Here is a 24,982-nt window from a genome sequence, read left to right as displayed (position 1 = left end):
AAGTATAAGTTGGCACTGTATAAATATCTACTACCATTACTTAATAATGGGGTGTATAAAATATACATATAGCTATGTTGTACTTTCAGGTGAACTCAAAAAGTAACGAAAGAGCGTAGGACGATTCCGTGAGCTTTAACACACTCAATACCAATCTGTTTAAACCGATCTCGGGCGAGAATGGACGATCGATGCTTGCGTTATTAGTCGATCTCGATACTTTCTTGGATCCGACACAACTGGTAGATGAACCTACGCCGCAACAGGTACGGGTCTTTCTACGAGACTATATCGCCAATAAGAATTTGAGCCTTGAGATAGCGTCGGTTGAGTCAACGATAGGAAATCCCGCTCTGGAACATTATGTCTATAACCGGTTGCGAGATACGGGGTGGATTCGAGAAGAGCAGGAGAGCGGGTATCGATACGTCGTCTGGATGGCGCAAGATGCTCGTAGGCTGTTGAACTTCCTTGGCAATATGAGTGCTGAGCATCCCTCGTTAGGTGTGGTGTGTCTGGCGGTACGCTCGAACCTTTCTGAAGTGGTTAAAGACCCAACCAACGGATCGTTAGTGCGCAAAGCGGCTGATGACATGGAGGATTTCTTAAATCGACTCAGAGCTCTCGTGGGCAATATCCGCGAAATCCACCATGCAATTAGCGGTGGTTCCGTCCAAGGTAGTGGCCATTTCACTTTTTACTTTGAAGAATACTTGGCCGAACTCTTTCTACCCAATATTGAGAAACTCTCCCTGAAAGGAAACCCCAACCTTCATGCCAGTAAAATTCGTAAGCTAGTTAGCGATATCCGTTTCAGCTCAGAGCGCCTGGAAGCATGCGCTAGAGCCTATAAGCGTGATGATATTTCTAATCCTTCGGTTCAGCTTGTGGAAGCAGATCTAGATCGATTGAGCAAAGCGTTTGACGGAATTGCTCCACTGTTCAAGAAAACGCAGGACTATGCTCGTCGTATAACCCGGCAGATGTATGAGAAGATCAAGTATACCGTGCATACCCCAAGTAATATGGGGCAACAGATTCAGGCGCTGCTTGAGCGCATCGGGAGTGAAGCCTTGTTAGGCTCATTACCTAGCCCGTTGATAGGTGAAGAACTCCTTGCTGATTGCCGGTTGGCCACACCCAAGGCAAAGTCAATACTGCCTGTTCCGACGGTGCGCAGACAGCCAAAACCGTTGTGGGAAAAACGGGCATACAACCAGCTCAAGCAAGAACATATCAGTTTCCAGAAATGCGACCCTACACGTGTTGCCAACTTCATTGAATCGAATCTTGGAGAGCGAGTACAGATGACCACGGATGATCTTAGGATCGATACCGCTGATGACATGATGGCAGCGCTTCATTTGCGCCTTTTGGCACAAGGCATATCGAAAACTCATCCACTTTTTTCTCTGCAGTCCATGTACTGCGTTGAGTTCGATGAAGGGGAGTGGACGGACCTTAAACAGATGGCCGGTCGTCGCATCATAATTCGTCGGATCGTCACTATGGAGAAACGCACACATGACCAGTGAAATTGTGCTCAGAGAGTTGAAAGATATCGAGGCCAAGACATCTGCTGACTATGCCGATAGCTTACGTAACACGGCAGCATACCTACTGCAGAAGCAATGGGTATGGAAGGGAAAACGCGGCCAAAAAGAGCACTTCAAGTTGTGTGAGGATAATCTGGCTTATTTTAACAAGCTTTTTGATGGGTTGGATATGGGGTGGTACTACGATCGTAACTTCGGTTATGCGGGGATTTTACCGCGTGGTTCTGGTAAGCAACTGGATATCACCTCTACGCTGTTCCTGCTCATTCTACGGAAAATGTATGACGCTGAAGCGTCGATGGGACGTACGGAGCTTGGGTGTGTAACACCGCCAACGGTCGAGCTTCTTAATCAGTACGAACATGTCAGGGGGGAGATGCCCCCCATAACAGAAACCAATAATGCCCTGGAGAACCTAAGGAAGAAGGGAATTATTGAACTCGGAATTAAAGACCCCGATACCAAACTCCACGAGTTGACCGTTCTCCCTAATATTACCCGTGTGGTCGATCAAACCTATGTGGGCATGCTTAACCGCTTTATGGATAGTTACACACCTGAATCTGCGTCTGGCGAAGCGGTTTTCGAAGGAACTGATGATCTTGAGACACTGGAGGTCTACGATGACAGTGCAGAATAACCCCATACAAGCACATATTCTTCATAATGTGGTGTTGGCGCAGTGGTATCTGTTTGAACTGGAGACGATCCATCTCAATGCTCCAGCCACGCTAGTATCAGGCGAAAACGGAGCGGGAAAAACAACGATTTTTGATGCGATCCAGTTTGTTCTGATGGGGGGGGATCAACGTAAAACCCGCTACAACTCTGCCTCTGAAACCAAAACCTCTGGGCGTTCTGCGCGTAGTTATGCGCTGGGCGAGTTCAAAGAAAACGATGCAAAGAGTTGCCAACGTGAGAATGCCAATACTTACATTTTCTTAAACTGGTACGATAATCATCAATGTCCTTACGCTTTTGGACTGTCTGTTTATGCCAACAGTCAGTCACCAAACATTGAGACCCGCGGGCATATCATTAAAGGCCGCCACATTACTGAAGCTGATTTACTGTCCGGGGATGACGCCTTTCTACCATGGCGTGACTTTGTTGACCGCATGAAACAGGATGCCAAAGAGCGTCATGGTGCGATGAGCTATGAGTTGCTTGACAGTGCGCGGACGATACGTGAAAAAATGGCTGAGGCGATGTCGGTTAATCAGACGCGCAGCGCCAAAATTGAACCTGATTTATTGGTTAAGACATTATCAAATGCGTTACAACTGAAAATGGACAGCCCGATTGATCCATTTATCAGGGACTTTATTCTTCCTCCCGACCTCATTGAAACCTATCAATTGCGCGAAGATCTTCTTGAGCACCAGCGTATTGAGGCGGAAATCGCACGTGCCGAGAGCCACAAAAATGCGCGCGAGTTACTGATTGCCGAAGCGAAGAAGCTTACCCGGCATTACGCCAATGCCCACCATGCTCTTTGGGTTTCGCAAGAGGCCGATACTGTTCGGCTCAATGAAGAACTTGGCCGCACAGAAGATGCTCAAATAGCTGCGCAAGAGCGCCAGACAGCAGCTAAACGCACCATTGACAGAGAAGAGCCACGACTGCCGGAGCTGAAACAATGTCGTGATGATGCCCTGATCGCGTGGCAAAATTCTGATGCTGCAAGTCTGAGTAGAGCCGTTGATGCTGCAAAAAGCGCCGTTTCTAAATCCACAAACAGTCTTACCAACCGAATATTTTCACTGCAAAATGCTGTGCGTGAAGTTATCCGTCAACGATTTCCTGACACGCTGGGTATCCAGAGTTTCGAGCTATTAGCCCGGCACTGGGCGACATCCGTGGACATTCTCAATCGGGCAGGCATTGAGAGCCTCTCAGCATCGGAACATGAGAATACGCTTAAGGTAACCGATAAACTTAAAAGCGCAAAAAAATTACTGGACGAGATAGCTGAACGTATAGAAGTGGCTGATAAAAATGTGAGCCACGACTTAACACAAACCATGCATGAATGTAAGGCCTTGCAGGTGCGTATTGAACGGCTGAGAAAGGGACTTTCGGACATCAATCCGGCGACGGCTAAGGTCATCGAATTACTCAAACAAGAGAGAATAGAATCCATGCCCGTCTGTGACCTCTGTGAGATCGCTGATAGAGACTGGCAAGAAGCAGTGGAGTCGTACTTGGGTCCGAATCGCGAAGCACTGGTGGTGAGTGTACGTGATTTTGACCATGCATTGGAAGTGTACGAAGTTGCACAGAAGCGAGAGCCGCAACTCAAACGAGTACGCATGATTAACCCTGATCATGCTTTAGCCGCCAACAAAGCGCCCACTGAAAGAATGGTTTCAAAGCTGATCGAAACCAGCGATCCGATCGCTCGTGGTTTTATGAACATCATTCTGGATAGAACTAAGATGGCGGCAACGCGCGATGAACTACGAAGAGAGCGCAAAGCGCTAATGGCATCAGGCCTTGCGACCGGTAGTGGAACGGTGGGCGGTACCGCTCATATTCGCGGGTTATTGATGGGGAAACAGGCTAAAGCTGAGCAGCTTAAGCTCCTGGAGCATGAACGGGATGTGCTCGCACAACGGCTCTCTGGCGTTGAGAGATCAGCACAAACGCTGAGCAGGCTTAACCGCAACTGGGCTGGGCTATCTACATCTATTGTGGAGGGCTCATCGTCCGTACGGGAAAATAGTATCCGCCTGATGCAAGATAAAAAAGCATTGTCTGCCGCTCAGGAACAGTTGAAACCGCTGACATCGAAAGATGAACAGCTCAAAGCCGCAAAGGCGCAGGCTGACGACAATTATGAAGCATGTAATACGGCGATCATCAATGCCACGGCCGAACAAAAGAACGCTATTGCAACGTTAAATAACTTGAACACCGAGATTGAAAGCCTCTCAAAAAATAGGGACGAGGCAGAACGAATCCGCAGTGAAACAGAAAAATCTCCTATACACAATACCGCCAAAGCAGATGAATGCTGGCAAACTTATGAGCAGAAGTTTGGGGGCGAAGAAGGATGCTATTCCCTGATTCGAAACAAAGCCCAGAATGAGGCTCAGGTTGAACGGGAGAAGGCGCTCAATACACGTGGAGATCTGTATTACAAGGTCGTTAGATTCACGACAGACTTTGCAGAGGATATAGCGAATCGTCAGGCGCTTCTTGAAGCCGCAAAAACTGATAACGTGAATACAGAGGCGTACCACTTTATTGAGGCAGATTGTACGGAATGGGTTGAGCGTATCCTGGCAGCACAGCTTTTAGTGCATCGTCAGGCGGCCCGGGAAGCTGCTGAACAGATGGAAAAAAACTTTCGAGGCATCATAGTAGGGGAGCTTCAAAGCCGCTTTGAGCAGATGAGATATACCTTCAATCAACTCAATAACTTGCTCAAGAAAGTCCCGTTTCACGACCACATCTACAGCTTCCACTTCAAGGTTCGCGAGATAGAGAGCTTGCGCACCGTCTACGAGTACATTACGACTGCAGATAGAGAAGAGACCGAGTTAGTTGGGACAATGTTCGAAACAGTATCAGAACATCCTGCTATAGACCTGTTGAAAGAGGCATTGCTCAGTGGTGACGATCTAATTAATGAGATCAGTGATTATCGCAGTTTCTTCACCTATGACATGAAGATGCGTAACCCTGACACCGGGACTGAGCGCAGCGTGGCAGATATGCAAAGCACAGGTTCAGGCGGAGAGCAACAAACACCAGCGTATATTGCGCTGGCTGCGAGTTTTATGAACGTTTACAAGATTAGTGGTCATTCAGATCGAGGGGCGTCTTTGGTACTCCTTGATGAAGCGTTCAATAACATGGATGGTGGCAATGCGAGCGCAGCAGTGGCCTTTCTCAAAGAAATCGGGTTGCAATTACTGATTGCTGCCCCGCCAGAAGTGACTCTGAAAATTGGTAAAGAGATGGATCAAATTTATACCATTTGCCGTGAGGACAGAGATGTGGTGATTGACCACACGCAGATTTTCGAGGCAGGTCAGGATCTTATAGACCAACGTAATCCAGTTTACCATCCAGAGCTTGTGGCTGAACGCGCTGCTGAATTGAAAGCTAAAGCCGAGATGGTTGAATGATATGAACTCTTATGTTGAGAAGTTCATCAATCAATTGATCAAGAAGATAGATAAACCAGAAGGTGTGGAACTTGAGTGCAGGATACGTATCACAGATCACGCCTATCGTTGGTACTTCGCCCTCAATAATAGTACCAAAACGGCGTTGCATAAGACGTTGGAATCCATTGCATACTTGAATATCCACTATCAGCGTAAAGTCGCGCTGGGAGCGTTTAAACATATTGAGTATATCCAGATCGTTGATGGCTACAGATTAATGGATAGTCAGGGAGTTATACCACAGGCTGATGAAATCAAAGTTTCATTTCGGCATTTAGAGACAACGGTGTTCAATGTACCTTGGTGGGATAATACGAAGCTGGAGATTGCCAAGGAATGGTCGAGCAACAAGACGTTTTGTGGTGTGAATCGCAACCAGGCAGACCGACTTTTTGATGCAATGAAAGTTATTGAGTGGATCGTTCAACTGCCTGTCTCTGAGAATGTTCCCGATATTCGGACCCTCAGTGCCATGTTGTATGGCAACTCCAAGAAGTTAGAATGTAAGAGCTTTTCCGGTCTTATTCGAAAGTTGATGTTGCCGCATATTGACGATGATGTTGTGGATTTGCTTGACGATGGCGTTAAGCTGCTGGAGTATTTTGGGATTAGTAAATACCCAATACCAATGCGTTTCAAAGCCAATGGGTTGTTGCATTGCAGGGGGATTATCGATTTATCTGCACTCCACTACGGAATCGGTGTTTCCCCGGATGAAGTCAAAGGCATTGTGTGGGGACAACGGCCACCCTATGTGCTTTTCATTGAAAATCGTGCTAGTTTCGAGCGGTATGTGCGCGAAATTGATGATTTGGGTGTGATTATTTACACCGCCGGCTTCCCGCCGCGCTCTTGGGTACATGTAATAGAGATCATTATCGCTGAACTGCGTATGGAGATACCGATTTACCATTGGGGTGATCGAGATGCCGGTGGCTATCGTATTCTTGCATTTTTGGCGAAGCGACTTGATATTGATATTCAGCCATATCTGATGGGGGTGGAGGCTGAAGCATTGACTCAGGCTGATGATGAGCTCGTTGATAAACCTATAGTCGAATTAATGCAGGCGCTGGAGTCAGCAAAGCACTATCCAGCTATTTTAGCGCTTTATAGAGATCTAGCGAAACTCCAAATTAAGAATCTACCTTGGATCGAGCAGGAGCAGATAGCCCCTGTTAGCCCTCAGAAATATTGAAAGTTCTCCCTATTCGCTGATATTTCATGTCATTATGTCGGGATCTCAAAATTGCGTGGAACTAAAAGGGGGGTGCTTACAATAGCACTTAAAAGGATATGCCTACCTCCAATACTCATTTGCAAATGATGATGTGTGTCAGGCGGAGATTGAGGGAGTGAAAAAGAGCTCCCTGTAACTAATTGTGCGAAAAGCCTCATGAACTGGCGCTTTTGCTGATGCTATAATTAAAAGTATTGTGTTTATGGAGGGGTTATGAATTCACGCGATGAACCTGGTTCGTTTGGTTTGCCTGAAGGAGAGAAGGGCGAAATAATTTCCATGATAAATTTTGGTGAGTTTATGGAGGTTTACACAGAAGAATCTACATATAAACTCATGACTCCAGATAGTATTGATCCTGAGAGAGAACATCAAAATGTGCCTTGGATATACACTAAAGTTTCTGATTTTGGAGCATCTAACCCCTTGGTTGCTAATACAGTAATTCTAACTGATGAATTTTTACGGCAACTTTACTCCAATGAAGATAGTAACCGCATTCAAATCATTGGTAAGGCCAGAGACATTAAAAATGTTCTGTTGAATTATTTGCTGTCTTTGCAGTCTTTAATAGATAATTCAAATATTGAAATCAATAAATTTATTGATAATGAAAATGTCATGAACGGCAAGGCTCATGCTTACTTCCCTCAGCTAAAAGGTCTTGATGGATATGCAACGGATTTTTTAATTTCAGCTAAGCGATGCATTCAGGAAGTTTCTGTGATGGTGAATTTTTTCTTACCATTAAAGAGCAAACATGGGCGAATTGATAGGTTGTTACAGGATGTAAAGGCCAATCACCAGGATGCGACAATGCTAATTAATGTTCTAAACGAGCACTTGCCGATGTGTGAGCATATATATAGCCTTAGAAATGCTCAGGAACACGCCGCCACAACTGATACACCATTGATAGTTAATAACTTTAAATTTGAAAATGGAAACGAATTAAATCCTCCCAAATGGGGGTTAAAAGGACAGGGGTTTAAGTATGTTCATGAAGAAGCAAATGAAATACTTTTGTTTCTGATTACATTCTTCGAAGAAGTATTTTTGTCATGTGTGACTTTGGCTTTCCCTACATTCCCAAAATATGAAATAGTTTTTAATAAAAATCCAGTGAAAGCGAACCCGGTGCGCTACAATCTCCATTTATCACTTCCAGATGAATTTATTAATAAAGAGTAGAAATACGCTTCTTAAGTAAACTTATAATGTGGTTGGGTATACTAATTTTTATAGCATGTATCTGTTGTTAACTAATGCAGCTTATGCCCATCACATTGGTGTAAGCCGCCAGACCGTCTATGACTGGGTGGTGAAGGGGGAGGCAGTGATCTCCTGTAGCAAGATTGACGTTGAAGGTACTAAACAAATGCAACATGGCAACGACCGTTCTGGGGGCAATGGCTAGCTTGTCCTGTCTACTTCACAGGTGATTGAATGGATTTATACCAGTCAAGATAAGTTGACTGCGCACAAAGCCAAGATGAAGCGAAACAACTGCTGGAAGCCGCCCCCACGAATTCCTAAATCCCCTGACACTGGAAGAGTATCGGCTGGTGGCTGAAATCACGGAAATCTCAAAAGGTTCGTGGAACTAAAATGGGTCTATTTACATTATTAGAGGGATGGAAAACAGAGAGATTATAACGCTGGATGAGTACAGCAAACAATATTCACAAAATCAGATGGTTACTAAAGCATAGGCTAAAGTGTGGTTTTTATAATTTCATGGGGCATTATCTTTAATAATCAGTATAAACACACCAATGCATCATCGTTTACGAAACATCAGCACTGCTGTCAGTACTGCTTACCCATTCATCAAGTTTATCAGCCCATTCCTGCATCATCACTTTACGCTCATCAAGATAAGTTGCATGGTTGTACGTGCGACGAACATTGTTGGTATCAGCGTGTGCAAGTTGAGCTTCAATAGCATCAGGTCGATAGCCCATTTCGTTTAAACGCGTACTTCCTGTAGTTCTGGTAGCATGGGGGCTATAAATGCTACTCCAACCGAGGCTTTTAAGTAGCTGGCGCAGAGAGTGCGATGTCATCGGGCCACGTGGGTTATCTCGGCCCGGGAAAAGGTGCTGTCGATGCCCGGTTAATCCTTGTAGCGTTCTAAGAGTTTTGACAGCTTGAGAGGGCAGGGGAATAACGTGTTCTCTGCGAGCTTTCATTCGCGCTGCTGGAATGGTCCACAGGGCGTTATCAAGATCGAATTCTGTCCATTCTGCTTCGGTGGCTTCTGCAGGACGCGCCAATGTCCACCACATAAGCCACATGCAATAGTTAACCTGATACGAGCCGCGACTATTATCAAAACAGCTTAATAGCTTCCCGATTTGCTGTGGGTTTAATGCCTGTTTGTGCTGTGTCTTATTTGCCGGAATCGCCTTACGCACTGGCCAGACAGGATCGCTATCAGCTCTAAGCGTCGCGACTGCCAACACAAAAACTGATGAAATGGTGCGACGGGCTTCAGCGGCAACATTCGGTGCTCCTCGTTTAGCAGTTTCCTGAAGAATTTTAAGAATGTGGTGTGGGGTTATCTCTCTGACCGGGAGCTTACCGATTGCGGGAAAGACCACATGTTCAAGCATATCCAGTCGCCGCGTTTTGGTGATTTCGGCCCAGTCTTTCATCTGCAACCACTCTTTGGCGATTAGCTCAAAGGTGTTGGATGCGTCGTTGATCTTGCGAATCTTATCTAACTGACGAGCCTGTGTTGGACTAACTCCATCCGCGACCTGCTTTCGCGCTTGCTCGCGAGCTTCTGCAAGTTTGACCGTCGGGTAATCACCTAGCGCAAACATGCTGGATTTACCGTTGAGTTTAAACCGATAGCGCCAGGCCTTTTTGCCCCTGGGTTACACTTCGAGGTAGAGACCGTTGAAATCATTAAGTCGATAGAGTTTTTCTTTCGGCTTGGCAGTGCGGCTTTGCGTATCGTTGAGCATAACGGGGCCTTTTTTATTTATTATACCGTTATTGTACTGACTTAAAATGAAGATGGAAGAATGTTGTACTCATCCATGTACTCTTTTTTGACAGCGTTGTTACGAGATGAATTGCGACATTGTGAAATGAAAAATCCACGCAATTGCGTGGATTTAATAGGGTTTCGCCGTTGTTATGAGATTCAGCGAAACCTCATGAGACAACAAAACTAATTTAGACGTTGAACAGGAAGTTCATCACGTCGCCATCTTTCACGATGTAGTCTTTACCTTCCGCACGCATCTTACCGGCTTCTTTCGCGCCTTGCTCACCCTTGTAGGTGATGAAGTCTTCAAACGCGATAGTCTGTGCGCGGATAAAACCTTTCTCGAAGTCGGTGTGGATCTTACCTGCCGCCTGCGGAGCCGTTGCACCAACAGGGATGGTCCAGGCACGCACTTCTTTCACGCCAGCGGTGAAGTAGGTTTGCAGGTTCAGCAGCTCGTAGCCCGCGCGGATCACGCGGTTCAGGCCTGGCTCTTCCAGACCCAGCTCGGCCATGAACTCGTCACGGTCGGCATCGTCCAGTTCAGCGATATCAGATTCAACGGCTGCACACACGGCAACCACCACAGAGCCTTCCGCCGCGGCGATTTCGCGCACTTTGTCCAGGTATGGGTTGTTCTCGAAACCGTCTTCGTTGACGTTAGCGATATACATGGTTGGCTTCAGGGTCAGGAAGCTCAGGTATTTGATCGCCGCCTTATCTTCTTCCGTCAGGTTTTTCAGTGCGCGCAGCATGCCAGCATTTTCCAGCTGTGGCAGGCATTTTTCCAGCGCGGCCAGCTCGGCCTTCGCGTCTTTGTCGCCGCCTTTGGCTTTCTTCTGCACGCGGTGAATCGCGCGCTCGCAGGTGTCGAGGTCAGACAGCGCCAGCTCGGTATTGATCACGTCGATGTCATCAGCCGGATCCACTTTATTGTTAACGTGGATGATGTTGTCGTTTTCAAAGCAACGCACAACGTGGCCGATCGCTTCGGTTTCGCGGATGTTGGTCAGGAACTGGTTACCCAGACCTTCGCCTTTGGACGCCCCTTTTACCAGGCCCGCGATGTCCACGAATTCCATGGTGGTAGGCAGAATGCGCTGCGGCTTCACGATTTCCGCAAGCTGATCGAGACGCGGGTCGGGCATTGGAACGACGCCGGTGTTGGGTTCGATGGTACAGAACGGGAAGTTCGCCGCTTCGATACCCGCTTTGGTAAGCGCATTAAACAGGGTGGATTTGCCCACGTTTGGCAGACCGACGATACCGCATTTGAATCCCATTTCTAAATCACCTTAATATCTTGATAATCAATCCGTTAGCGTTAACCGATTGAAGAAAAGTAAATAACTACGCCTATTATACACGTAACCCGCACGGTGCGCGGTAAAAATGCCAAACGGCGCGGATTATTGCGCTTTAAAGGCGTGAAGACGGTTCGTTGCTTTTGTTAAGCCATCCTGCAGCCAGATCTCGGTGCAACGCACGGCTTCGTCTACCGCCTCGTCAATTAATTTTTGCTCAGAAACCGGGGGTTTACCAAGCACAAAGCCAACAACTTTGTTTTTATCGCCCGGATGGCCGATTCCCACGCGCAAACGGTGGAAATTGGGATTATTGCCCAGCTTGCTGATGATGTCTTTCAGACCATTATGGCCGCCGTGACCGCCGCCGAGTTTGAACTTTGCCACGCCCGGCGGCAGATCCAGCTCATCGTGGGCAACCAGAATTTCATCCGGATTGATGCGATAAAACGTCGCCATCGCCGCGACCGCTTTTCCGCTCAGGTTCATAAAGGTGGTAGGCACCAGCAGACGCACGTCCGCACCGGCAAGGTTGATGCGCGAGGTGTAGCCATAGAATTTCGGCTCTTCTCGAAGGGGAGCACGTAATCGTTCAGCCAGCAGGTCGACGTACCAGGCACCCGCGTTATGACGGGTGGCCGCATACTCTGCGCCTGGGTTAGCAAGGCCGACAATCAGTTTAATCGTCACGATTCATTTCCTAATGGGTTCTGGATCCGGGGCGTAGTTTACTGTCTGGCGAGGCGCTTGACAAAGTTCTGCGCCAGGAACGCCAAAAGATGAATAATTGCGGATCTGAACCATTAGAATTTCAAGCTGTTCAGGGGCTTATTTGTAAACTTTTGTCTGGGCATGTTCCGTAAATGTGATCATTCACTCAACTCATATAAGCCCTGTTGTCTATACTTTACACACAAGGAATAGGGACTTATTCCCTACAACCCAAGGTTCCGGAGGTGACACATGAAACGCAAAAACGCTTCGTTACTCGGTAACGTGCTGATGGGGTTGGGACTGTTCGTGATGGTAGCCGGTGTGGGTTATTCTATTTTAAACCAATTGCCGCAGCTTGACCTCCCGCAATACTTCGCGCACGGCGCGGTGCTGAGCATTTTCCTCGGTGCGGTGTTGTGGCTGGCAGGTGCTCGCATCAGCGGCCATGAGCAGGTGAGCGACCGATACTGGTGGGTGCGCCATTATGATAAACGATGCCGCCGCGACCAGCATAAGCACAGCTAACAGAACGGATTTAAGAATATGCGAACGACTCCTTTCGGAGTCGTTTTTTTTATGGATTACAGATCGGCTAATGCGGCGTCACGGTTAGGATAAAAGGCGAGGCGGCCAGGGATAGGCTGTACGCCCGCGCGCGCCATGGTGCGCAGCGGCTGAAACTCAAGGTTGCTAATCCGCAGCTCGCAGCCTTCCGGCAGACGGGCAACAAACCGCTGGAAGGCATCAAGACCGCCAGCATCCAGTACCGGGACGGCATCCCACTTCAGCACCACAATGCGTTTGCCCGCGATGCGCGATTCCAGCTCGCTGAACAGCCCCTCTGCGGCGGCAAAGAACAGCGGGCCGATCACGCGCAGCACCAGAACATCGTCAGGCACTTCAACGTTAACCGCTGAAAGGCGCGTCATCTGCGCGATGCGGCGCATAAACAGCAGCGAGGCCAGCACAATGCCAACGCTGATGGCGATCACCATATCGAACAGCACGGTCAGCGACATACAGATCAGCATGACGATGATGTCGTCTTTCGGCGCACGACGCAGCAGGTTCACGACCTTATGCGCCTCACTCATGTTCCAGGCGACCATCAGCAGCAGGGCGGCCATAGCGGAAAGCGGCAGCCAGGAGAGCAGCGGGGCGAGGATCAGCAGGGCCATGATCACAAGCACAGAGTGAATGACCGCTGAAACCGGTGACGTTGCACCTGCGCGGACGTTCGCGGCAGAACGGGCAATCGCCGCCGTAGCGGTAATGCCCCCGAAGAACGGCGCAATGATATTGCCCAGGCCCTGGCCGACCAGCTCGCTGTTCGCTTTATGTTTGGTGCCGGTCATGCCATCCAGCACGACGGCGCACAACAGCGATTCAATCGCCCCCAGCATCGCCATCGAGAACGCGGCAGGCAGCAGCGCTTGCAGAGAATCCCAGCTCAGGGTAAAGCTCGAGCCGGGCATGTCCCACGGCAGCACCAGTTGCGGCAACAGTTGTGGGATGCCGTTACCCTGTGAGCCGTCTGCCAGAATATAGTGGAACTGCGAGCCGATGGTCGCGACGTGGCCGCCGAGCAGATTCACGACGCCCATCACCGCGCAGCCCAACAGCAGGGCAGGCAGATGCCCCGGAAGGCGAATCCCCAAACGCGGCCAGACGATCAGCGTGCCGAGGGTCACAATCCCGATGGCGGCGTCGCCCAAATTAGCCGTTGGCAGCGCCATAAACAGCGCGCCCACTTTCTGCAAATAGTGTTCCGGGACATGCGCCATCTGCAGGCCGAGAAAATCCTTGATCTGCATGGTCCCGATGGTGATACCAATCCCGGAGGTGAACCCCAGCGTCACGGAAAGGGGAATATATTCAATCAGGCGGCCAAAGCGGGCCAGACCGAACAGAATGAGAAAGACGCCGGACATCAGGGTGGCGACCAGCAGCCCTGCCAGACCAAACTGCTGAGAAACCGGATAGAGGATCACCACAAAGGCGGCGGTGGGACCAGACACGCTAAAGCGCGACCCGCCGGTCAGGGCAATCACTATCCCGGCAACGGCCGAGGTGTACAGCCCGTACTGCGGCGCGACGCCGCTACCAATCGCCAGCGCCATTGCTAGCGGGATGGCAATAATGCCGACGGTAATCCCGGCAATCAGGTCACGGACAAAGCGTGACGAGGTGTATTTCTCTTTCCAACAGGCGTCGATGAGGGCGCGAAAGGGAAGAACATGTGAGGAAGTGACGTTTTTCACAATTATCTATCATCCGTGTGCGCATCATCTGTCATATAAATGGCAGGTGAAGGAGGCATTAGTCATACAAATAAAATACAGAGACAAAAAAACCCGCCGCAGCGGGTTTTTCGGCCGTGTTCGATTAGTGTTCGAACATTGCAGAGATGGATTCTTCGTTGCTGATACGACGAATCGCTTCTGCCAGCATCCCGGACAGGGTCAAGGTGCGCACGTTTGGCAGCGCTTTGATCTCGTCGCTCAGTGGGATGGTATCGCACACCACAACTTCGTCGATAACGGAGTTGCGGAGATTATTCACCGCATTACCGGAGAAGATCGGGTGAGTCGCGTAGGCGAATACGCGTTTAGCACCACGCTCTTTCAGCGCTTCCGCCGCTTTACACAGCGTACCGCCGGTATCGATCATGTCATCAACCAGCACGCAGTCGCGACCAGCAACGTCACCGATGATGTGCATCACCTGAGAAACGTTAGCGCGCGGACGACGCTTGTCGATGATCGCCATGTCGGTATCGTTCAGCAGCTTAGCGATGGCACGGGCACGTACCACACCACCGATATCCGGAGAAACCACGATTGGGTTGTCCAGGTTCAGCTGCAGCATGTCTTCCAGCAGGATTGGGCTGCCGAATACGTTATCAACCGGAACATCGAAGAAGCCCTGAATCTGCTCTGCGTGCAGGTCAACGGTCAGAACGCGGTCAACGCCCACGCTTGAGAGGAAATCAGCAACCACTTTTGCGGTGATAGGTACACGCGCGGAACGGACGCGACGGTCCTGGCGAGCATAGCCGAAGTAAGGGATTACAGCAGTGATACGTCCTGCAGAAGCACGGCGCAGGGCATCGACCATAACAACCAGTTCCATCAGGTTGTCGTTGGTTGGAGCACAGGTGGACTGGATGATGAAAATATCACCACCGCGTACATTTTCATTGATTTGTACGCTGACTTCGCCGTCGCTAAAGCGACCTACAGCGGCGTCGCCGAGGGAAGTGTACAGGCGGTTGGCAATACGTTGTGCTAGTTCCGGGGTGGCGTTACCAGCAAAAAGCTTCATATCAGGCACGAGATAACCTCAGGCATGCGTCCAGTGGTGGATAGCTTCGCCGCAAACTGCGGGGCCTAAGCGAAAGCTATCCAGGCGGTGTATTAAAGAGCGCGATGCAACGTCTGGAACAGGGTGACGTTGTCACCGAAACTCAGTCTGCGCCAGAATGGCATGCTGTAGCGGGGAGGAATTCATCCCGCGCGCTACAAAACCATGCAGCCAAACCGGCGCTTGCTCAAGCACCTGACGAGCGGCGGACTCGGTGTCAAATTCAGCAAAGACACAAGCCCCTGTGCCAGTCAGGCGCGACGGCGCGTATTCTAACAGCCAGGAAAGCACGGCATCAACCTCGCGAAAACGTTTTCTTGCGATAACCTCGCAATCGTTGCTGAATTCACATTTTAATAACGTTTCTATTGACCGCGTCGGGGTATTTCGCGGCAGGTCCGGATCGTTGAAGATGACGGGCGTGGGAATGCTCACGCCAGGATGGGCAATCAGATACCACTTTTCCGGCGGCTGTACCGGCGAGAGCACTTCGCCCACGCCTTCTGCAAATGCGGCATGGCCCCGCACAAACACCGGGACATCTGCGCCCAGCGTCAACCCCAGAGTCGCCAGTTCGTCTTTCGACAGGCCACAGCCCCAGAGATGATTTAACGCCACCAGAATCGTTGCCGCGTTGGAAGACCCACCCCCCAGGCCGCCGCCCATGGGCAGACGCTTCACAATGCTAATATCTGCTCCGCTCCCGGCAGGTAAACGCCCGGTGTCGTGCGCTGCCTTCATCAGCAGACGCGCGGCGCGCACAATCAGGTTATCTTCCTGTTCCACGCCGTCCACCGGCGTGAGCAGGCGGATCTGCCCGTCCTGGCGCAGGTCGATGGTGATCGTGTCGCCGTAATCGACAAACTGAAACAGCGTTTGCAGGGTGTGATACCCGTCAGCTCGCCGCCCGGTAATGTATAAAAACAGGTTCAGTTTTGCTGGAGAGGGCCACTGGGTCATCATTTCACGATCCAGTTGTCCATTTTCAGCTTGATGCGCTGGCTCCCCTGCGTCAGCTCCATATTTGACGGCAGTGACGGCTGCGTTTTGCTGTCATAGGCGTTGTACACCACTTTCCAGCTTTTGCCGTTCTGGGTATAGTTCACCTGGCTCAGACGGTATTGATCGTCAAGGGTATAATCCGTCGCCTCGCCCGGCAGGCCCAGGATCCACTGGCGCAGGCTGTTGAGCGGGATCGGCATCCCGGTCAGCTTGCCAATCATCTCTTCGGCATCGGTCGCGGTGTAGTGCTGGCCTTTATTGTCGGTGATCTGCGCTTCACCCGGTTTAGCAATAAGCTCCAGCTCGGTGCTGCCAAGCGGGTTCAGCAGCAGCAGGCGATAGTGATCCTGCCCGGTTTGCTGCCAGAAGAAGCGTGCATACACTTTTTGATCGTCGGAGAGATAGGCAAACGCACCGCGCGTCTGGTACTGACTCAGTTTCAGCACGTCCTGCTGGTGCTGACGCCACTGCGGTGAGTCAGGGCTTTTGCCCGGCCCTTTAGGAGGGGTGATAGAACACGCGGTCAGAACCAGGGCCGCCAGAGGCAGCAGGCGAATCAGTCGGGTCATAATGATGACAAATCCTTGAGATACGTTGCAGTTATAACTGTTAATGCTAGCGTCCCGCAGTGGCAGCGTCTACGTTCAAATTGTCTCAAAGCGCGTTGTAAGCTATTACTCCGAAAGGATGCGGTCTCTTTTATTGATCTCGCGCATCCTGTATGATGCGACCTGCTAACCTTATTAACGCTGGTACTACTCCCGCTCACATGACCCTATTAGCACTCGGCATTAACCACAAAACGGCCCCGGTTTCGCTGCGAGAACGCGTTACGTTTTCGCCGGATACGCTCGACCTGGCGCTGGACAGCCTGCTTGCACAGCCGATGGTGCAGGGGGGCGTGGTACTCTCGACGTGCAACCGTACCGAGCTTTATCTGAGCGTAGAAGAGCAGGACAATCTGCACGAAGCGCTGATCCGCTGGCTTTGCGACTACCACAACCTTAACGAAGAAGAGCTGCGCAACAGTTTGTACTGGCATCAGGACAACGACGCGGTCAGCCACCTGATGCGCGTGGCCAGCGGTCTCGATTCGCTGGTGTTGGGCGAGCCACAGATCCTCGGTCAGGTGAAAAAGGCGTTTGCGGATTCCCATAAAGGGCATCTTAAGGCCAGCGAACTGGAACGCATGTTCCAGAAATCATTCTCCGTGGCGAAGCGTGTGCGAACCGAAACCGACATTGGTGCCAGTGCGGTTTCTGTTGCTTTCGCCGCCTGTACCCTGGCGCGCCAAATCTTTGAATCGTTATCGACCGTGACGGTGCTGCTGGTGGGCGCGGGTGAAACCATTGAACTTGTGGCGCGACACCTTCGCGAACACAAAGTGAAAAAGATGATTATTGCCAACCGCACCCGTGAACGCGCGCAGGTTCTGGCGGAAGAAGTGGGTGCCGAGGTGATTGCGCTGAGCGACATCGATGAACGCCTGAAAGAGGCTGACATCATCATCAGTTCTACCGCCAGCCCGCTGCCGATCATTGGCAAGGGGATGGTGGAACGCGCGCTGAAATCCCGCCGTAATCAGCCGATGCTGCTGGTGGACATCGCCGTCCCGCGCGATGTCGAACCTGAAGTCGGCAAACTGGCGAACGCCTATCTTTACAGCGTGGACGATCTGCAAAGCATCATTTCGCACAACCTCGCCCAGCGTAAAGCGGCGGCGGTGCAGGCGGAAACCATTGTTGAGCAGGAAACCAGCGAGTTTATGGCCTGGCTGCGCGCGCAAAGCGTCAGCGAGACCATCCGCGACTATCGCGGACAGGCCGAACAGGTGCGTGATGACCTGACGGCTAAAGCGTTGGCTGCCCTTGAACAGGGCGGAGACGCAAGCGCTATCATGCAGGATCTGGCCTGGAAACTGACCAACCGCCTGATCCATGCACCAACCAAATCACTTCAGCAGGCCGCCCGGGACGGGGATGATGAACGCCTGACTATTCTGCGCAACAGCCTCGGGCTGGAATAGCGCCCTATACCCATTTTCCATTACAAGGTGCACTTACGCCTATGAAGCCTTCTATCGTCGCCAAACTGGAAGCTCTACACGAGCGCCATGAAGAAGTCCAGGCGCTGCTCGGCGATGCCGGGACCATTGCAGACCAGGAACGTTTTCGCGCGCTGTCGCGGGAATACGCGCAGTTAAGTGATGTATCAAAATGCTATACCGACTGGCGACAGGTCCAGGACGATATTGAAACCGCGCAGATGATGCTCGACGACCCGGAAATGCGTGAAATGGCGCAGGAAGAGTTGCAGGACGCCAAAGCGCGTTCTGAAGAGATGGAGCAGCAGCTCCAGGTGCTCTTACTGCCAAAAGATCCGGATGATGAACGTAACGCCTTTGTTGAAGTGCGCGCCGGAACCGGCGGTGACGAGGCGGCGCTGTTTGCCGGTGACCTGTTCCGCATGTACAGCCGCTATGCTGAAGCGCGTCGCTGGCGCGTCGAGATCCTAAGCGCCAACGAAGGCGAACACGGTGGTTTTAAAGAAGTTATCGCCAAGATCAGCGGCGACGGCGTGTACGGGCGTCTGAAGTTTGAATCGGGCGGCCATCGCGTGCAGCGCGTACCGGCAACGGAATCCCAGGGGCGTATCCACACCTCGGCCTGTACCGTTGCGGTGATGCCAGAGCTGCCGGAAGCCGAACTGCCGGACATCAACCCGGCCGATCTGCGTATCGACACCTTCCGCTCCTCGGGCGCGGGCGGTCAGCATGTTAACACCACTGACTCCGCGATCCGTATTACCCACCTGCCGACTGGCATCGTGGTGGAGTGTCAGGACGAGCGTTCCCAGCACAAGAACAAAGCCAAAGCCTTGTCCGTACTGGGCGCACGTATCCGTGCCGCCGAAGTGGCGAAGCGCCAGCAGGCTGAAGCCTCTACCCGTCGCAACCTGCTGGGCAGCGGCGATCGCAGCGATCGTAACCGCACCTACAACTTCCCGCAGGGGCGCGTAACCGATCACCGCATCAACCTGACGCTCTACCGCCTGGATGAAACCATGGAAGGCAAGCTCGATATGCTGATTGAGCCTATCGTCCAGGAATACCAGGCCGACCAGCTGGCGGCCTTGTCCGAGCAGGAATAATGGATTTTCAACACTGGTTACGCCACGCCGCCAGTGCGCTTTCAGAGAGTGAAAGCCCTAAACGCGACGCCGAAATTTTGCTGGAGCATGTGACGGGGAAAACCCGTACCTGGCTGCTTGCCTTCGGCGAGACGGCGCTGACCGCTGAACAGGAAGCGGCGCTTTCGGTGCTGCTTGCCCGCCGTAAGACCGGTGAGCCGGTGGCGCACCTGGTCGGCGAGCGCGAGTTCTGGTCGCTGCCGCTGTATGTCTCTGCCGCTACGCTGATCCCCCGCCCGGACACCGAGTGTCTGGTCGAACAGGCGCTGGCCCGGTTGCCAGAGCAGAGTACGGCGATCCTCGATCTGGGTACCGGCACCGGCGCGATTGCCCTGGCGCTTGCCAGCGAGCGTCCTGATTGCAGCGTAACGGCCGTCGATCTGATGCCTGATGCGGTCGCGCTGGCGCAGCGCAACGTCCAGCGCCTTGAGCTGTGCAACGTGACGGTGCTGCAAAGCAGCTGGTTCAGCGCGCTTGAGGCGCGCAGCTTTGGGATGATTGTCAGTAATCCCCCCTACATCGACGAAAATGACCCCCATCTGGCGCAGGGTGACGTTCGCTTTGAGCCGCGCACGGCGCTGGTGGCGTCCGGCGAGGGGCTTGCCGATCTCGATCACATTGTGACAACGTCACGACAACATTTGCTTCACGGCGGCTGGCTGCTGGTGGAACATGGCTGGACCCAGGGCGAGGCGGTGCGTGACCTGTTCACCCGCGCGGGCTACACGGGCGTCGAAACCTGTCGTGATTATGGCGGCAACGAACGCCTGACGCTGGGTCAATGGGCATGAGTCTTTTTACCGTGCTGATTACCGTCCACCTTGTGTGTGTCGCGTTGACGATAGCGTTCTTTATCGTCCGCTACGCGTGGCGTTACAGCAATAATCCGTTGATTGACGCCCGCTGGGTGCGTATTGCGCCGCACTGTATCGACACGCTGCTGTTCCTTTCCGGGGCCGGGTTGATGTGGAAAACGGGCTATCTGCCATTTACTGATAAAGGCGCATGGCTGACTGAAAAGCTGTTTGGCGTTATCATCTACATCGTTTTGGGTTTTATCGCGCTTGGGCGTCGTCGTCCGCGCAGCCAGCAGACCGGGTTTATCGCCTTTCTGCTGGGTTTGGTGGTGCTGTACATCATCATTAAACTCGCCGCCACAAGAATACCGATACTGGGGTAAGTCATGAGGTCCTTAGCCGATTTCGAATTTAATAAAGTGCCGCTCTGCGATGGCATGATCTTGATTTCAGAGATGATCCGCGACGACTTTACGTCGCAGTTCGTATACGCGGAGCTGGAGAAGCTGGTCAGCCTGGCGCGTGAGGAGATCAATCAGGCGCGTCCGCAGGACTGGCAGCTTGAAAAGCTGGTGGAGCTTTTCTACGGCGAATGGGGTTTTTGCGACACGCGTGGCGTGTATCGCCTGTCTGACGCCTTATGGCTGGATCAGGTTCTGAAAAATCGTCAGGGTAGTGCCGTCGCGCTGGGCGCTATTTTACTGTGGGTCGCCCATCGTCTGGATATTCCGCTGGTGCCGGTCATCTTCCCGACGCAGATGATCCTGCGGGCGGAGTGGCTGGACGGTGAGATGTGGTTAATCAATCCGTTTAACGGCGACACGCTGGATGAACACACGCTGGACGTCTGGCTTAAAGGCAACATCAGCCCGGTCGCCGAGTTGTTTAACGAAGATCTCGACGAAGCGGATAACGCAGAAGTGATCCGCAAGCTGCTCGATACGCTGAAGTCCGCGCTGATGGAAGAGCGGCAGATGGAGCTGGCCTTACGCGCAAGCGAGGTGTTGCTGCAGTTTAACCCGGAAGATCCGTATGAAATTCGCGACCGGGGGCTGATTTATGCCCAGCTCGACTGCGAGCATGTGGCGCTGAATGATTTGAGTTATTTCGTTGAACAGTGCCCGGAAGATCCGATTAGCGAAATGATCCGCGCGCAGATTAACGCGATCTCGCACAAACAAATTACACTGCATTAATCTTAATTCCGATTCACACCTGAATAAGGCGATCCTATGAAACAAAAAGTGGTTAGCATTGGTGATATCAACGTGGCAAACGACCTGCCGTTCGTGCTGTTTGGCGGTATGAACGTGCTGGAATCCCGTGATCTCGCGATGCGTATCTGCGAGCACTACGTGACCGTGACCCAGAAACTGGGCATCCCGTACGTGTTCAAAGCCTCTTTTGATAAAGCCAACCGCTCCTCCATCAACTCTTACCGTGGCCCGGGCCTGGAAGAGGGGATGAAAATTTTCCAGGAGCTGAAGCAGACCTTTGGCGTTAAAGTGATCACCGACGTGCATGAAGCCTCACAGGCGCAGCCTGTGGCAGACGTGGTAGACGTTATCCAGCTGCCTGCGTTCCTGGCGCGCCAGACCGACCTGGTGGCAGCGATGGCGAAAACCGGTGCCGTCATCAACGTGAAGAAGCCGCAGTTCGTGAGCCCAGGGCAGATGGGCAACATCGTGGATAAGTTTATCGAAGGCGGTAACGACAAAGTTATCCTGTGCGATCGCGGAGCCAACTTCGGCTATGACAACCTGGTGGTTGATATGCTGGGCTTTAGCGTGATGAAGAACGTCTCTAACCAGTCTCCGGTGATTTTCGACGTAACCCACGCCCTGCAGTGCCGCGACCCGTTTGGTGCGGCGTCCGGCGGCCGTCGTGCTCAGGTTACCGAACTGGCGCGCGCCGGTATGGCGACAGGTCTGGCGGGCTTGTTCATTGAGGCGCACCCGGATCCTGCCAACGCCAAGTGCGATGGCCCGTCCGCACTGCCGCTGGACAAACTTGAACCCTTCCTGAAACAGATCAAAGCGATTGACGATCTGGTGAAGAGCTTCGACGAGCTGGATACCAGCAACTAATAAAAAAACCCGCTTCGGCGGGTTTTTTTATGGCGTTTATTGCCGGGTGGCGCTGCGCTTACCCGGCAAACACGCTACGCAAATATCGTCATCAAATACGCAATAAACAGCGCCATGTGCGCCGCACCGTTCAGCACGTTGGTGCGCCCGGTCGAGAACGAAATCTGGCACAGCAGCAGGGAGGCCAGCATCACAATCATCTCCGGCGCGCCCAGCGCAAACTGCAGGTCATTACCCGTCATAAAGGCAATTAACGTCACCACCGGCACGGTGAGGGAGATCGTTGCCAGCACCGAACCGAAGAACAAGTTCATGGCGCGCTGCACCTGATTGTTCAGCACCGCTTTCAACGCGCCCAGCCCTTCCGGAGAGAGGATCAACAGCGCTACCAGGAAGCCGGTAAAGGCAACCGGGGCATTCAGCTCGGTTAACAGCGTTTCAAGCGGGTTTGCGTTCATCTTGGTCACAGCGATAACCGCAACCAGATGCACGATCAGCCAGACGGTGTGCCACGCGCTGCTGTGGGCCGAGGGTTTGCCGTGATGCGGATCATCGTCGTCGCCGTCATCTTCATGCTCATAGACAAACAGGCTCTGGTGCGTTTTGGTCTGGATCAGCAGGAACACGCCGTACATGGCTGCGGAAATCAGGGCAACCAGCAGCGCCTGCCCGGTGGTAAAGTTCGCCCCCGGCAGCGCCATCGGGAAGACCAGCACAATGATTGCCAGCGGGAAAAGGGCGATCAGGTACTGTTTAATCCCAAACAGATTCATATATTGGGTCGCGAATTTACGCCCGCCCAGTAACAGCGAAAAGCCCACCAGACCGCCGGTCACAATCATGATGATGGAATACAGGGTGTCGCGCATCAGCGTAGGTGCGGCGTCGCCCGTCGCCATCAGGGCGGAGATCAGGCTGACTTCGAGAATAACGACCGAAAGGCTTAAGATTAAGGAGCCGTACGGTTCGCCCAGGCGGTGGGCTAATACGTCGGCATGGCGGACTACGCTAAAGGCGCTGGTTAAGATCCCGACCAGCGCAAGGATATTGATACCAACCACCACTGGCAGTGACTGACTGCTTCCCCAGAAGAGCAGCACAGCCAGTGCCAGAACCGGGAAAATGAGTGACGTCTCCTTGTGGCGGGTCTTAACCGCCTCGTGTGCTGCTGTCATGTGCTTCTCCATCAATGCAGGTGTTGTCATTATAGATAGAATTTTAAGGTCAATAAACTAACAGAATTCTGCTATTTCCCCTTTATTTTTTACTTAATTTTACCCTTTTAGCAAAAATTTAAGGCTGATGGTCAAAAAGATCATTCTTGGAAGAATACTTCATAAATAACAGGTAATTAATATTTGTATTAATCCAAATTCTTAATCGGCGTGGCAACCTGTGGCATCGTCGTCCACACTTAACCTTTTACACAAAAGTGAGGTAAACCATGCCCTATAAATCGAAAAGCGAACTGCCCGATAGCGTACAGCACGTCCTGCCAGCCCATGCCCAGGATATCTACAAAGAAGCGTTTAACAGCGCCTGGGATCAGTATAAAGATAAAGACGACCGCCGGGATGATGCCAGCCGCGAAGAGACCGCCCATAAAGTCGCCTGGGCGGCAGTGAAAAATGATTACGAGAAAGGAGACGATGATAAGTGGCATAAAAAGAAATAGCCGCGAAACCCTTACCTGGCCCGGTTTTGACTTTTAAGGCGGTTGAACTTCCGTTGTATTGCAACTGGCCCGCGAATTGCTTATCGTTAATCCCCTGCTGGTAAAATGACCAGTAGATAATGTCGGGAAGGCGGATTACAGCGGTCGCAAGGAAGCATGCAGTGGCGGAGGTATAAAGTGTTAACGCGTGATTTCTTGATGAAAGCGGATTGTAAGACGGCATTTGGTGCTATTGAGGAATCGCTTCTCTGGTCGGCTGAACAACGTGCGGCGTCGCTCGCTGCCACGCTTTCCTGCCGTCCTGACGATGGCCCGGTATGGATCTTTGGCTATGGTTCGCTGATGTGGAACCCGGCCCTCGAATTTGTCGAATCGGCGACGGGCACGCTCCCCGGATGGCATCGCGCGTTTTGCCTGCGCCTGACCGCGGGCCGCGGCAGTGCCTGTCAGCCAGGGCGCATGCTTGCACTGAAAGAGGGCGGACGCACCACGGGCGTGGCCTACCGCCTGCCGGATGCCACACTGCAGGAGGAGCTGACGCTGCTCTGGAAGCGCGAGATGATCACCGGGTGCTACATGCCCAGCTGGTGCAAGCTGGAACTCGACGACGGCCGCACCGTCAACGCGCTGGTGTTTATCATGGACCCACGCCATCCACTGTATGAAGCCGATACCCGCACGCAGGTGATTGCTCCGCTGATCGCGGCCGCCAGCGGCCCGCTGGGCACCAACGCGCAGTACCTTTTCTCCCTCGATCAGGAGCTGACCCGCCTTGGCATGAAAGATGATTGCCTGAATGAGCTGGTGGTGAAGGTGAAAGCGCTGCTGGAAGGGAATGTGCCGGGGCTGTGCCTGACCCCGGCGGGCGCGCGTTAAGGC

21 protein-coding genes and 1 pseudogene are annotated in these 24,982 nt (G+C 52.1%); 14 read left to right on the top strand and 8 right to left on the bottom strand.

The genetic code is table 11. The features are described from left to right. Positions 1-128 precede the first annotated feature (128 nt). From FFS28_RS03570 to FFS28_RS03550, 5 genes are all read left to right on the top strand, one after another. Positions 129-1,535, top strand: coding sequence for a Wadjet anti-phage system protein JetA family protein (locus FFS28_RS03570; RefSeq protein ID WP_039294301.1), 1,407 nt, complete (start codon positions 129-131; stop codon positions 1,533-1,535). After that, complete coding sequence (locus FFS28_RS03565; protein ID WP_137848790.1) at positions 1,525-2,196, top strand: DUF4194 domain-containing protein; 672 nt, start codon at positions 1,525-1,527, stop codon at positions 2,194-2,196. The genes FFS28_RS03570 and FFS28_RS03565 overlap by 11 nt, the downstream gene beginning before the upstream one ends. Next, entirely contained in the window at positions 2,180-5,692 is a 3,513-nt protein-coding gene (locus FFS28_RS03560) for an SbcC/MukB-like Walker B domain-containing protein (RefSeq protein ID WP_137848789.1), read from the top strand. Before FFS28_RS03565 ends, FFS28_RS03560 begins: the two co-directional genes overlap by 17 nt. Position 5,693: 1 nt before the next feature. Further along, complete coding sequence (locus FFS28_RS03555) at positions 5,694-6,932, top strand: Wadjet anti-phage system protein JetD domain-containing protein (protein WP_212743966.1); 1,239 nt, start codon at positions 5,694-5,696, stop codon at positions 6,930-6,932. Between the two features lie 255 nt (positions 6,933-7,187). Continuing rightward, positions 7,188-8,165, top strand: a complete 978-nt coding sequence (locus tag FFS28_RS03550; RefSeq protein WP_137848787.1) for a hypothetical protein — start codon at positions 7,188-7,190, stop codon at positions 8,163-8,165. Between the two features lie 596 nt (positions 8,166-8,761). On the opposite strand, the pseudogene FFS28_RS03540 reads toward FFS28_RS03550, so the two are convergent. From FFS28_RS03540 to pth, 3 genes and pseudogenes are all read right to left on the bottom strand, one after another. Beyond that, positions 8,762-9,946 (bottom strand): annotated as a pseudogene (locus tag FFS28_RS03540) (tyrosine-type recombinase/integrase). 214 nt (positions 9,947-10,160) lie between these two features. After that, positions 10,161-11,255 carry a redox-regulated ATPase YchF gene (gene ychF, locus FFS28_RS03535; RefSeq protein WP_006175915.1) on the bottom strand — a complete coding sequence of 365 codons (1,095 nt, stop codon included), beginning with the start codon at positions 11,253-11,255 and terminating at the stop codon, positions 10,161-10,163. 126 nt (positions 11,256-11,381) lie between these two features. Then, complete coding sequence (gene pth, locus FFS28_RS03530; protein ID WP_006175913.1) at positions 11,382-11,966, bottom strand: aminoacyl-tRNA hydrolase; 585 nt, start codon at positions 11,964-11,966, stop codon at positions 11,382-11,384. A 273-nt stretch (positions 11,967-12,239) separates the two neighbouring features. Between pth and ychH the strand changes: the two genes are divergently transcribed. Then, positions 12,240-12,515, top strand: a complete 276-nt coding sequence (gene ychH / locus FFS28_RS03525) for a stress-induced protein YchH (protein WP_137848786.1) — start codon at positions 12,240-12,242, stop codon at positions 12,513-12,515. A 56-nt stretch (positions 12,516-12,571) separates the two neighbouring features. On the opposite strand, the gene dauA is transcribed toward ychH, so the two are convergent. The 4 genes from dauA to lolB all read right to left on the bottom strand — a co-directional run bounded on the left by dauA (position 12,572) and on the right by lolB (position 16,924). After that, the gene (dauA, locus tag FFS28_RS03520) at positions 12,572-14,251 is read right to left on the bottom strand and encodes a C4-dicarboxylic acid transporter DauA (RefSeq protein WP_137273331.1); all 1,680 of its coding nucleotides are present in this window, start codon (positions 14,249-14,251) and stop codon (positions 12,572-12,574) included. A gap of 124 nt (positions 14,252-14,375) precedes the next feature. Further along, a complete protein-coding gene (gene prs / locus FFS28_RS03515; protein ID WP_003856663.1) occupies positions 14,376-15,323 on the bottom strand; it encodes a ribose-phosphate diphosphokinase in 948 nt (315 codons plus the stop codon). Between the two features lie 123 nt (positions 15,324-15,446). Further along, positions 15,447-16,316, bottom strand: coding sequence for a 4-(cytidine 5'-diphospho)-2-C-methyl-D-erythritol kinase (ispE, locus tag FFS28_RS03510; RefSeq protein ID WP_137848785.1), 870 nt, complete (start codon positions 16,314-16,316; stop codon positions 15,447-15,449). Next, on the bottom strand, positions 16,313-16,924 hold the full coding sequence (gene lolB, locus FFS28_RS03505) for a lipoprotein insertase outer membrane protein LolB (protein ID WP_137848784.1): 612 nt from the start codon (positions 16,922-16,924) through the stop codon (positions 16,313-16,315). The genes ispE and lolB overlap by 4 nt, the downstream gene beginning before the upstream one ends. Before the next feature lie 200 nt (positions 16,925-17,124). On the opposite strand from lolB, the gene hemA reads away from it, so the two are divergent. The 6 genes from hemA to kdsA are packed head-to-tail and all read left to right on the top strand — an operon-like array spanning position 17,125 to position 22,428. Next, positions 17,125-18,381: a glutamyl-tRNA reductase gene (gene hemA, locus FFS28_RS03500; RefSeq protein WP_042319992.1), complete on the top strand. Its 1,257-nt coding sequence runs from the start codon at positions 17,125-17,127 to the stop codon at positions 18,379-18,381. A 41-nt stretch (positions 18,382-18,422) separates the two neighbouring features. Next, entirely contained in the window at positions 18,423-19,505 is a 1,083-nt protein-coding gene (gene prfA / locus FFS28_RS03495; RefSeq protein ID WP_006175899.1) for a peptide chain release factor 1, read from the top strand. Beyond that, positions 19,505-20,335: a peptide chain release factor N(5)-glutamine methyltransferase gene (prmC, locus tag FFS28_RS03490; RefSeq protein WP_137848783.1), complete on the top strand. Its 831-nt coding sequence runs from the start codon at positions 19,505-19,507 to the stop codon at positions 20,333-20,335. The genes prfA and prmC overlap by 1 nt, the downstream gene beginning before the upstream one ends. Continuing rightward, positions 20,332-20,724, top strand: coding sequence for an invasion regulator SirB2 (gene sirB2, locus FFS28_RS03485; protein WP_137848782.1), 393 nt, complete (start codon positions 20,332-20,334; stop codon positions 20,722-20,724). Before prmC ends, sirB2 begins: the two co-directional genes overlap by 4 nt. A gap of 3 nt (positions 20,725-20,727) precedes the next feature. Continuing rightward, entirely contained in the window at positions 20,728-21,537 is an 810-nt protein-coding gene (sirB1, locus tag FFS28_RS03480) for an invasion regulator SirB1 (protein ID WP_006175892.1), read from the top strand. Between the two features lie 36 nt (positions 21,538-21,573). Next, complete coding sequence (gene kdsA, locus FFS28_RS03475; protein WP_006175888.1) at positions 21,574-22,428, top strand: 3-deoxy-8-phosphooctulonate synthase; 855 nt, start codon at positions 21,574-21,576, stop codon at positions 22,426-22,428. Positions 22,429-22,502: 74 nt separating this feature from the next. Here the strand turns inward: kdsA and chaA are convergent, their stop codons facing one another. Further along, a complete protein-coding gene (gene chaA / locus FFS28_RS03470; protein WP_042319988.1) occupies positions 22,503-23,603 on the bottom strand; it encodes a sodium-potassium/proton antiporter ChaA in 1,101 nt (366 codons plus the stop codon). 269 nt (positions 23,604-23,872) lie between these two features. Between chaA and chaB the strand changes: the two genes are divergently transcribed. Next, positions 23,873-24,103 (top strand): putative cation transport regulator ChaB, encoded by a 231-nt coding sequence (gene chaB, locus FFS28_RS03465; RefSeq protein WP_006175884.1) that lies wholly within the window; start codon positions 23,873-23,875, stop codon positions 24,101-24,103. Between the two features lie 177 nt (positions 24,104-24,280). Next, positions 24,281-24,979: a gamma-glutamylcyclotransferase gene (locus FFS28_RS03460; RefSeq protein ID WP_137848781.1), complete on the top strand. Its 699-nt coding sequence runs from the start codon at positions 24,281-24,283 to the stop codon at positions 24,977-24,979. Positions 24,980-24,982 lie beyond the last annotated feature (3 nt).

The sequence above is a fragment of the Enterobacter sp. 2VL genome (assembly GCF_005503595.1).
Taxonomy (GTDB): domain Bacteria; phylum Pseudomonadota; class Gammaproteobacteria; order Enterobacterales; family Enterobacteriaceae; genus Enterobacter; species Enterobacter cancerogenus.
Note: the sequence above shows the minus strand (reverse complement) of the source record. Positions and strands in the feature narration are given on the sequence as shown.

What these genes read in the sequence shown, in the direction of transcription:
- FFS28_RS03565 (WP_137848790.1), top strand. Translation starts at nt 1,525, where the DNA reads ATGACCAGTGAAATTGTGCTCAGAGAGTTGAAAGATATCGAGGCCAAG.
- FFS28_RS03560 (WP_137848789.1), top strand. Translation starts at nt 2,180, where the DNA reads ATGACAGTGCAGAATAACCCCATACAAGCACATATTCTTCATAATGTG.
- FFS28_RS03555 (WP_212743966.1), top strand. Translation starts at nt 5,694, where the DNA reads ATGAACTCTTATGTTGAGAAGTTCATCAATCAATTGATCAAGAAGATA.
- FFS28_RS03550 (WP_137848787.1), top strand. Translation starts at nt 7,188, where the DNA reads ATGAATTCACGCGATGAACCTGGTTCGTTTGGTTTGCCTGAAGGAGAG.
- ychF (WP_006175915.1), bottom strand. Translation starts at nt 11,255, where the DNA reads ATGGGATTCAAATGCGGTATCGTCGGTCTGCCAAACGTGGGCAAATCC.
- ychH (WP_137848786.1), top strand. Translation starts at nt 12,240, where the DNA reads ATGAAACGCAAAAACGCTTCGTTACTCGGTAACGTGCTGATGGGGTTG.
- ispE (WP_137848785.1), bottom strand. Translation starts at nt 16,316, where the DNA reads ATGATGACCCAGTGGCCCTCTCCAGCAAAACTGAACCTGTTTTTATAC.
- lolB (WP_137848784.1), bottom strand. Translation starts at nt 16,924, where the DNA reads ATGACCCGACTGATTCGCCTGCTGCCTCTGGCGGCCCTGGTTCTGACC.
- hemA (WP_042319992.1), top strand. Translation starts at nt 17,125, where the DNA reads ATGACCCTATTAGCACTCGGCATTAACCACAAAACGGCCCCGGTTTCG.
- prfA (WP_006175899.1), top strand. Translation starts at nt 18,423, where the DNA reads ATGAAGCCTTCTATCGTCGCCAAACTGGAAGCTCTACACGAGCGCCAT.
- prmC (WP_137848783.1), top strand. Translation starts at nt 19,505, where the DNA reads ATGGATTTTCAACACTGGTTACGCCACGCCGCCAGTGCGCTTTCAGAG.
- sirB2 (WP_137848782.1), top strand. Translation starts at nt 20,332, where the DNA reads ATGAGTCTTTTTACCGTGCTGATTACCGTCCACCTTGTGTGTGTCGCG.
- sirB1 (WP_006175892.1), top strand. Translation starts at nt 20,728, where the DNA reads ATGAGGTCCTTAGCCGATTTCGAATTTAATAAAGTGCCGCTCTGCGAT.
- kdsA (WP_006175888.1), top strand. Translation starts at nt 21,574, where the DNA reads ATGAAACAAAAAGTGGTTAGCATTGGTGATATCAACGTGGCAAACGAC.
- chaA (WP_042319988.1), bottom strand. Translation starts at nt 23,603, where the DNA reads ATGACAGCAGCACACGAGGCGGTTAAGACCCGCCACAAGGAGACGTCA.
- chaB (WP_006175884.1), top strand. Translation starts at nt 23,873, where the DNA reads ATGCCCTATAAATCGAAAAGCGAACTGCCCGATAGCGTACAGCACGTC.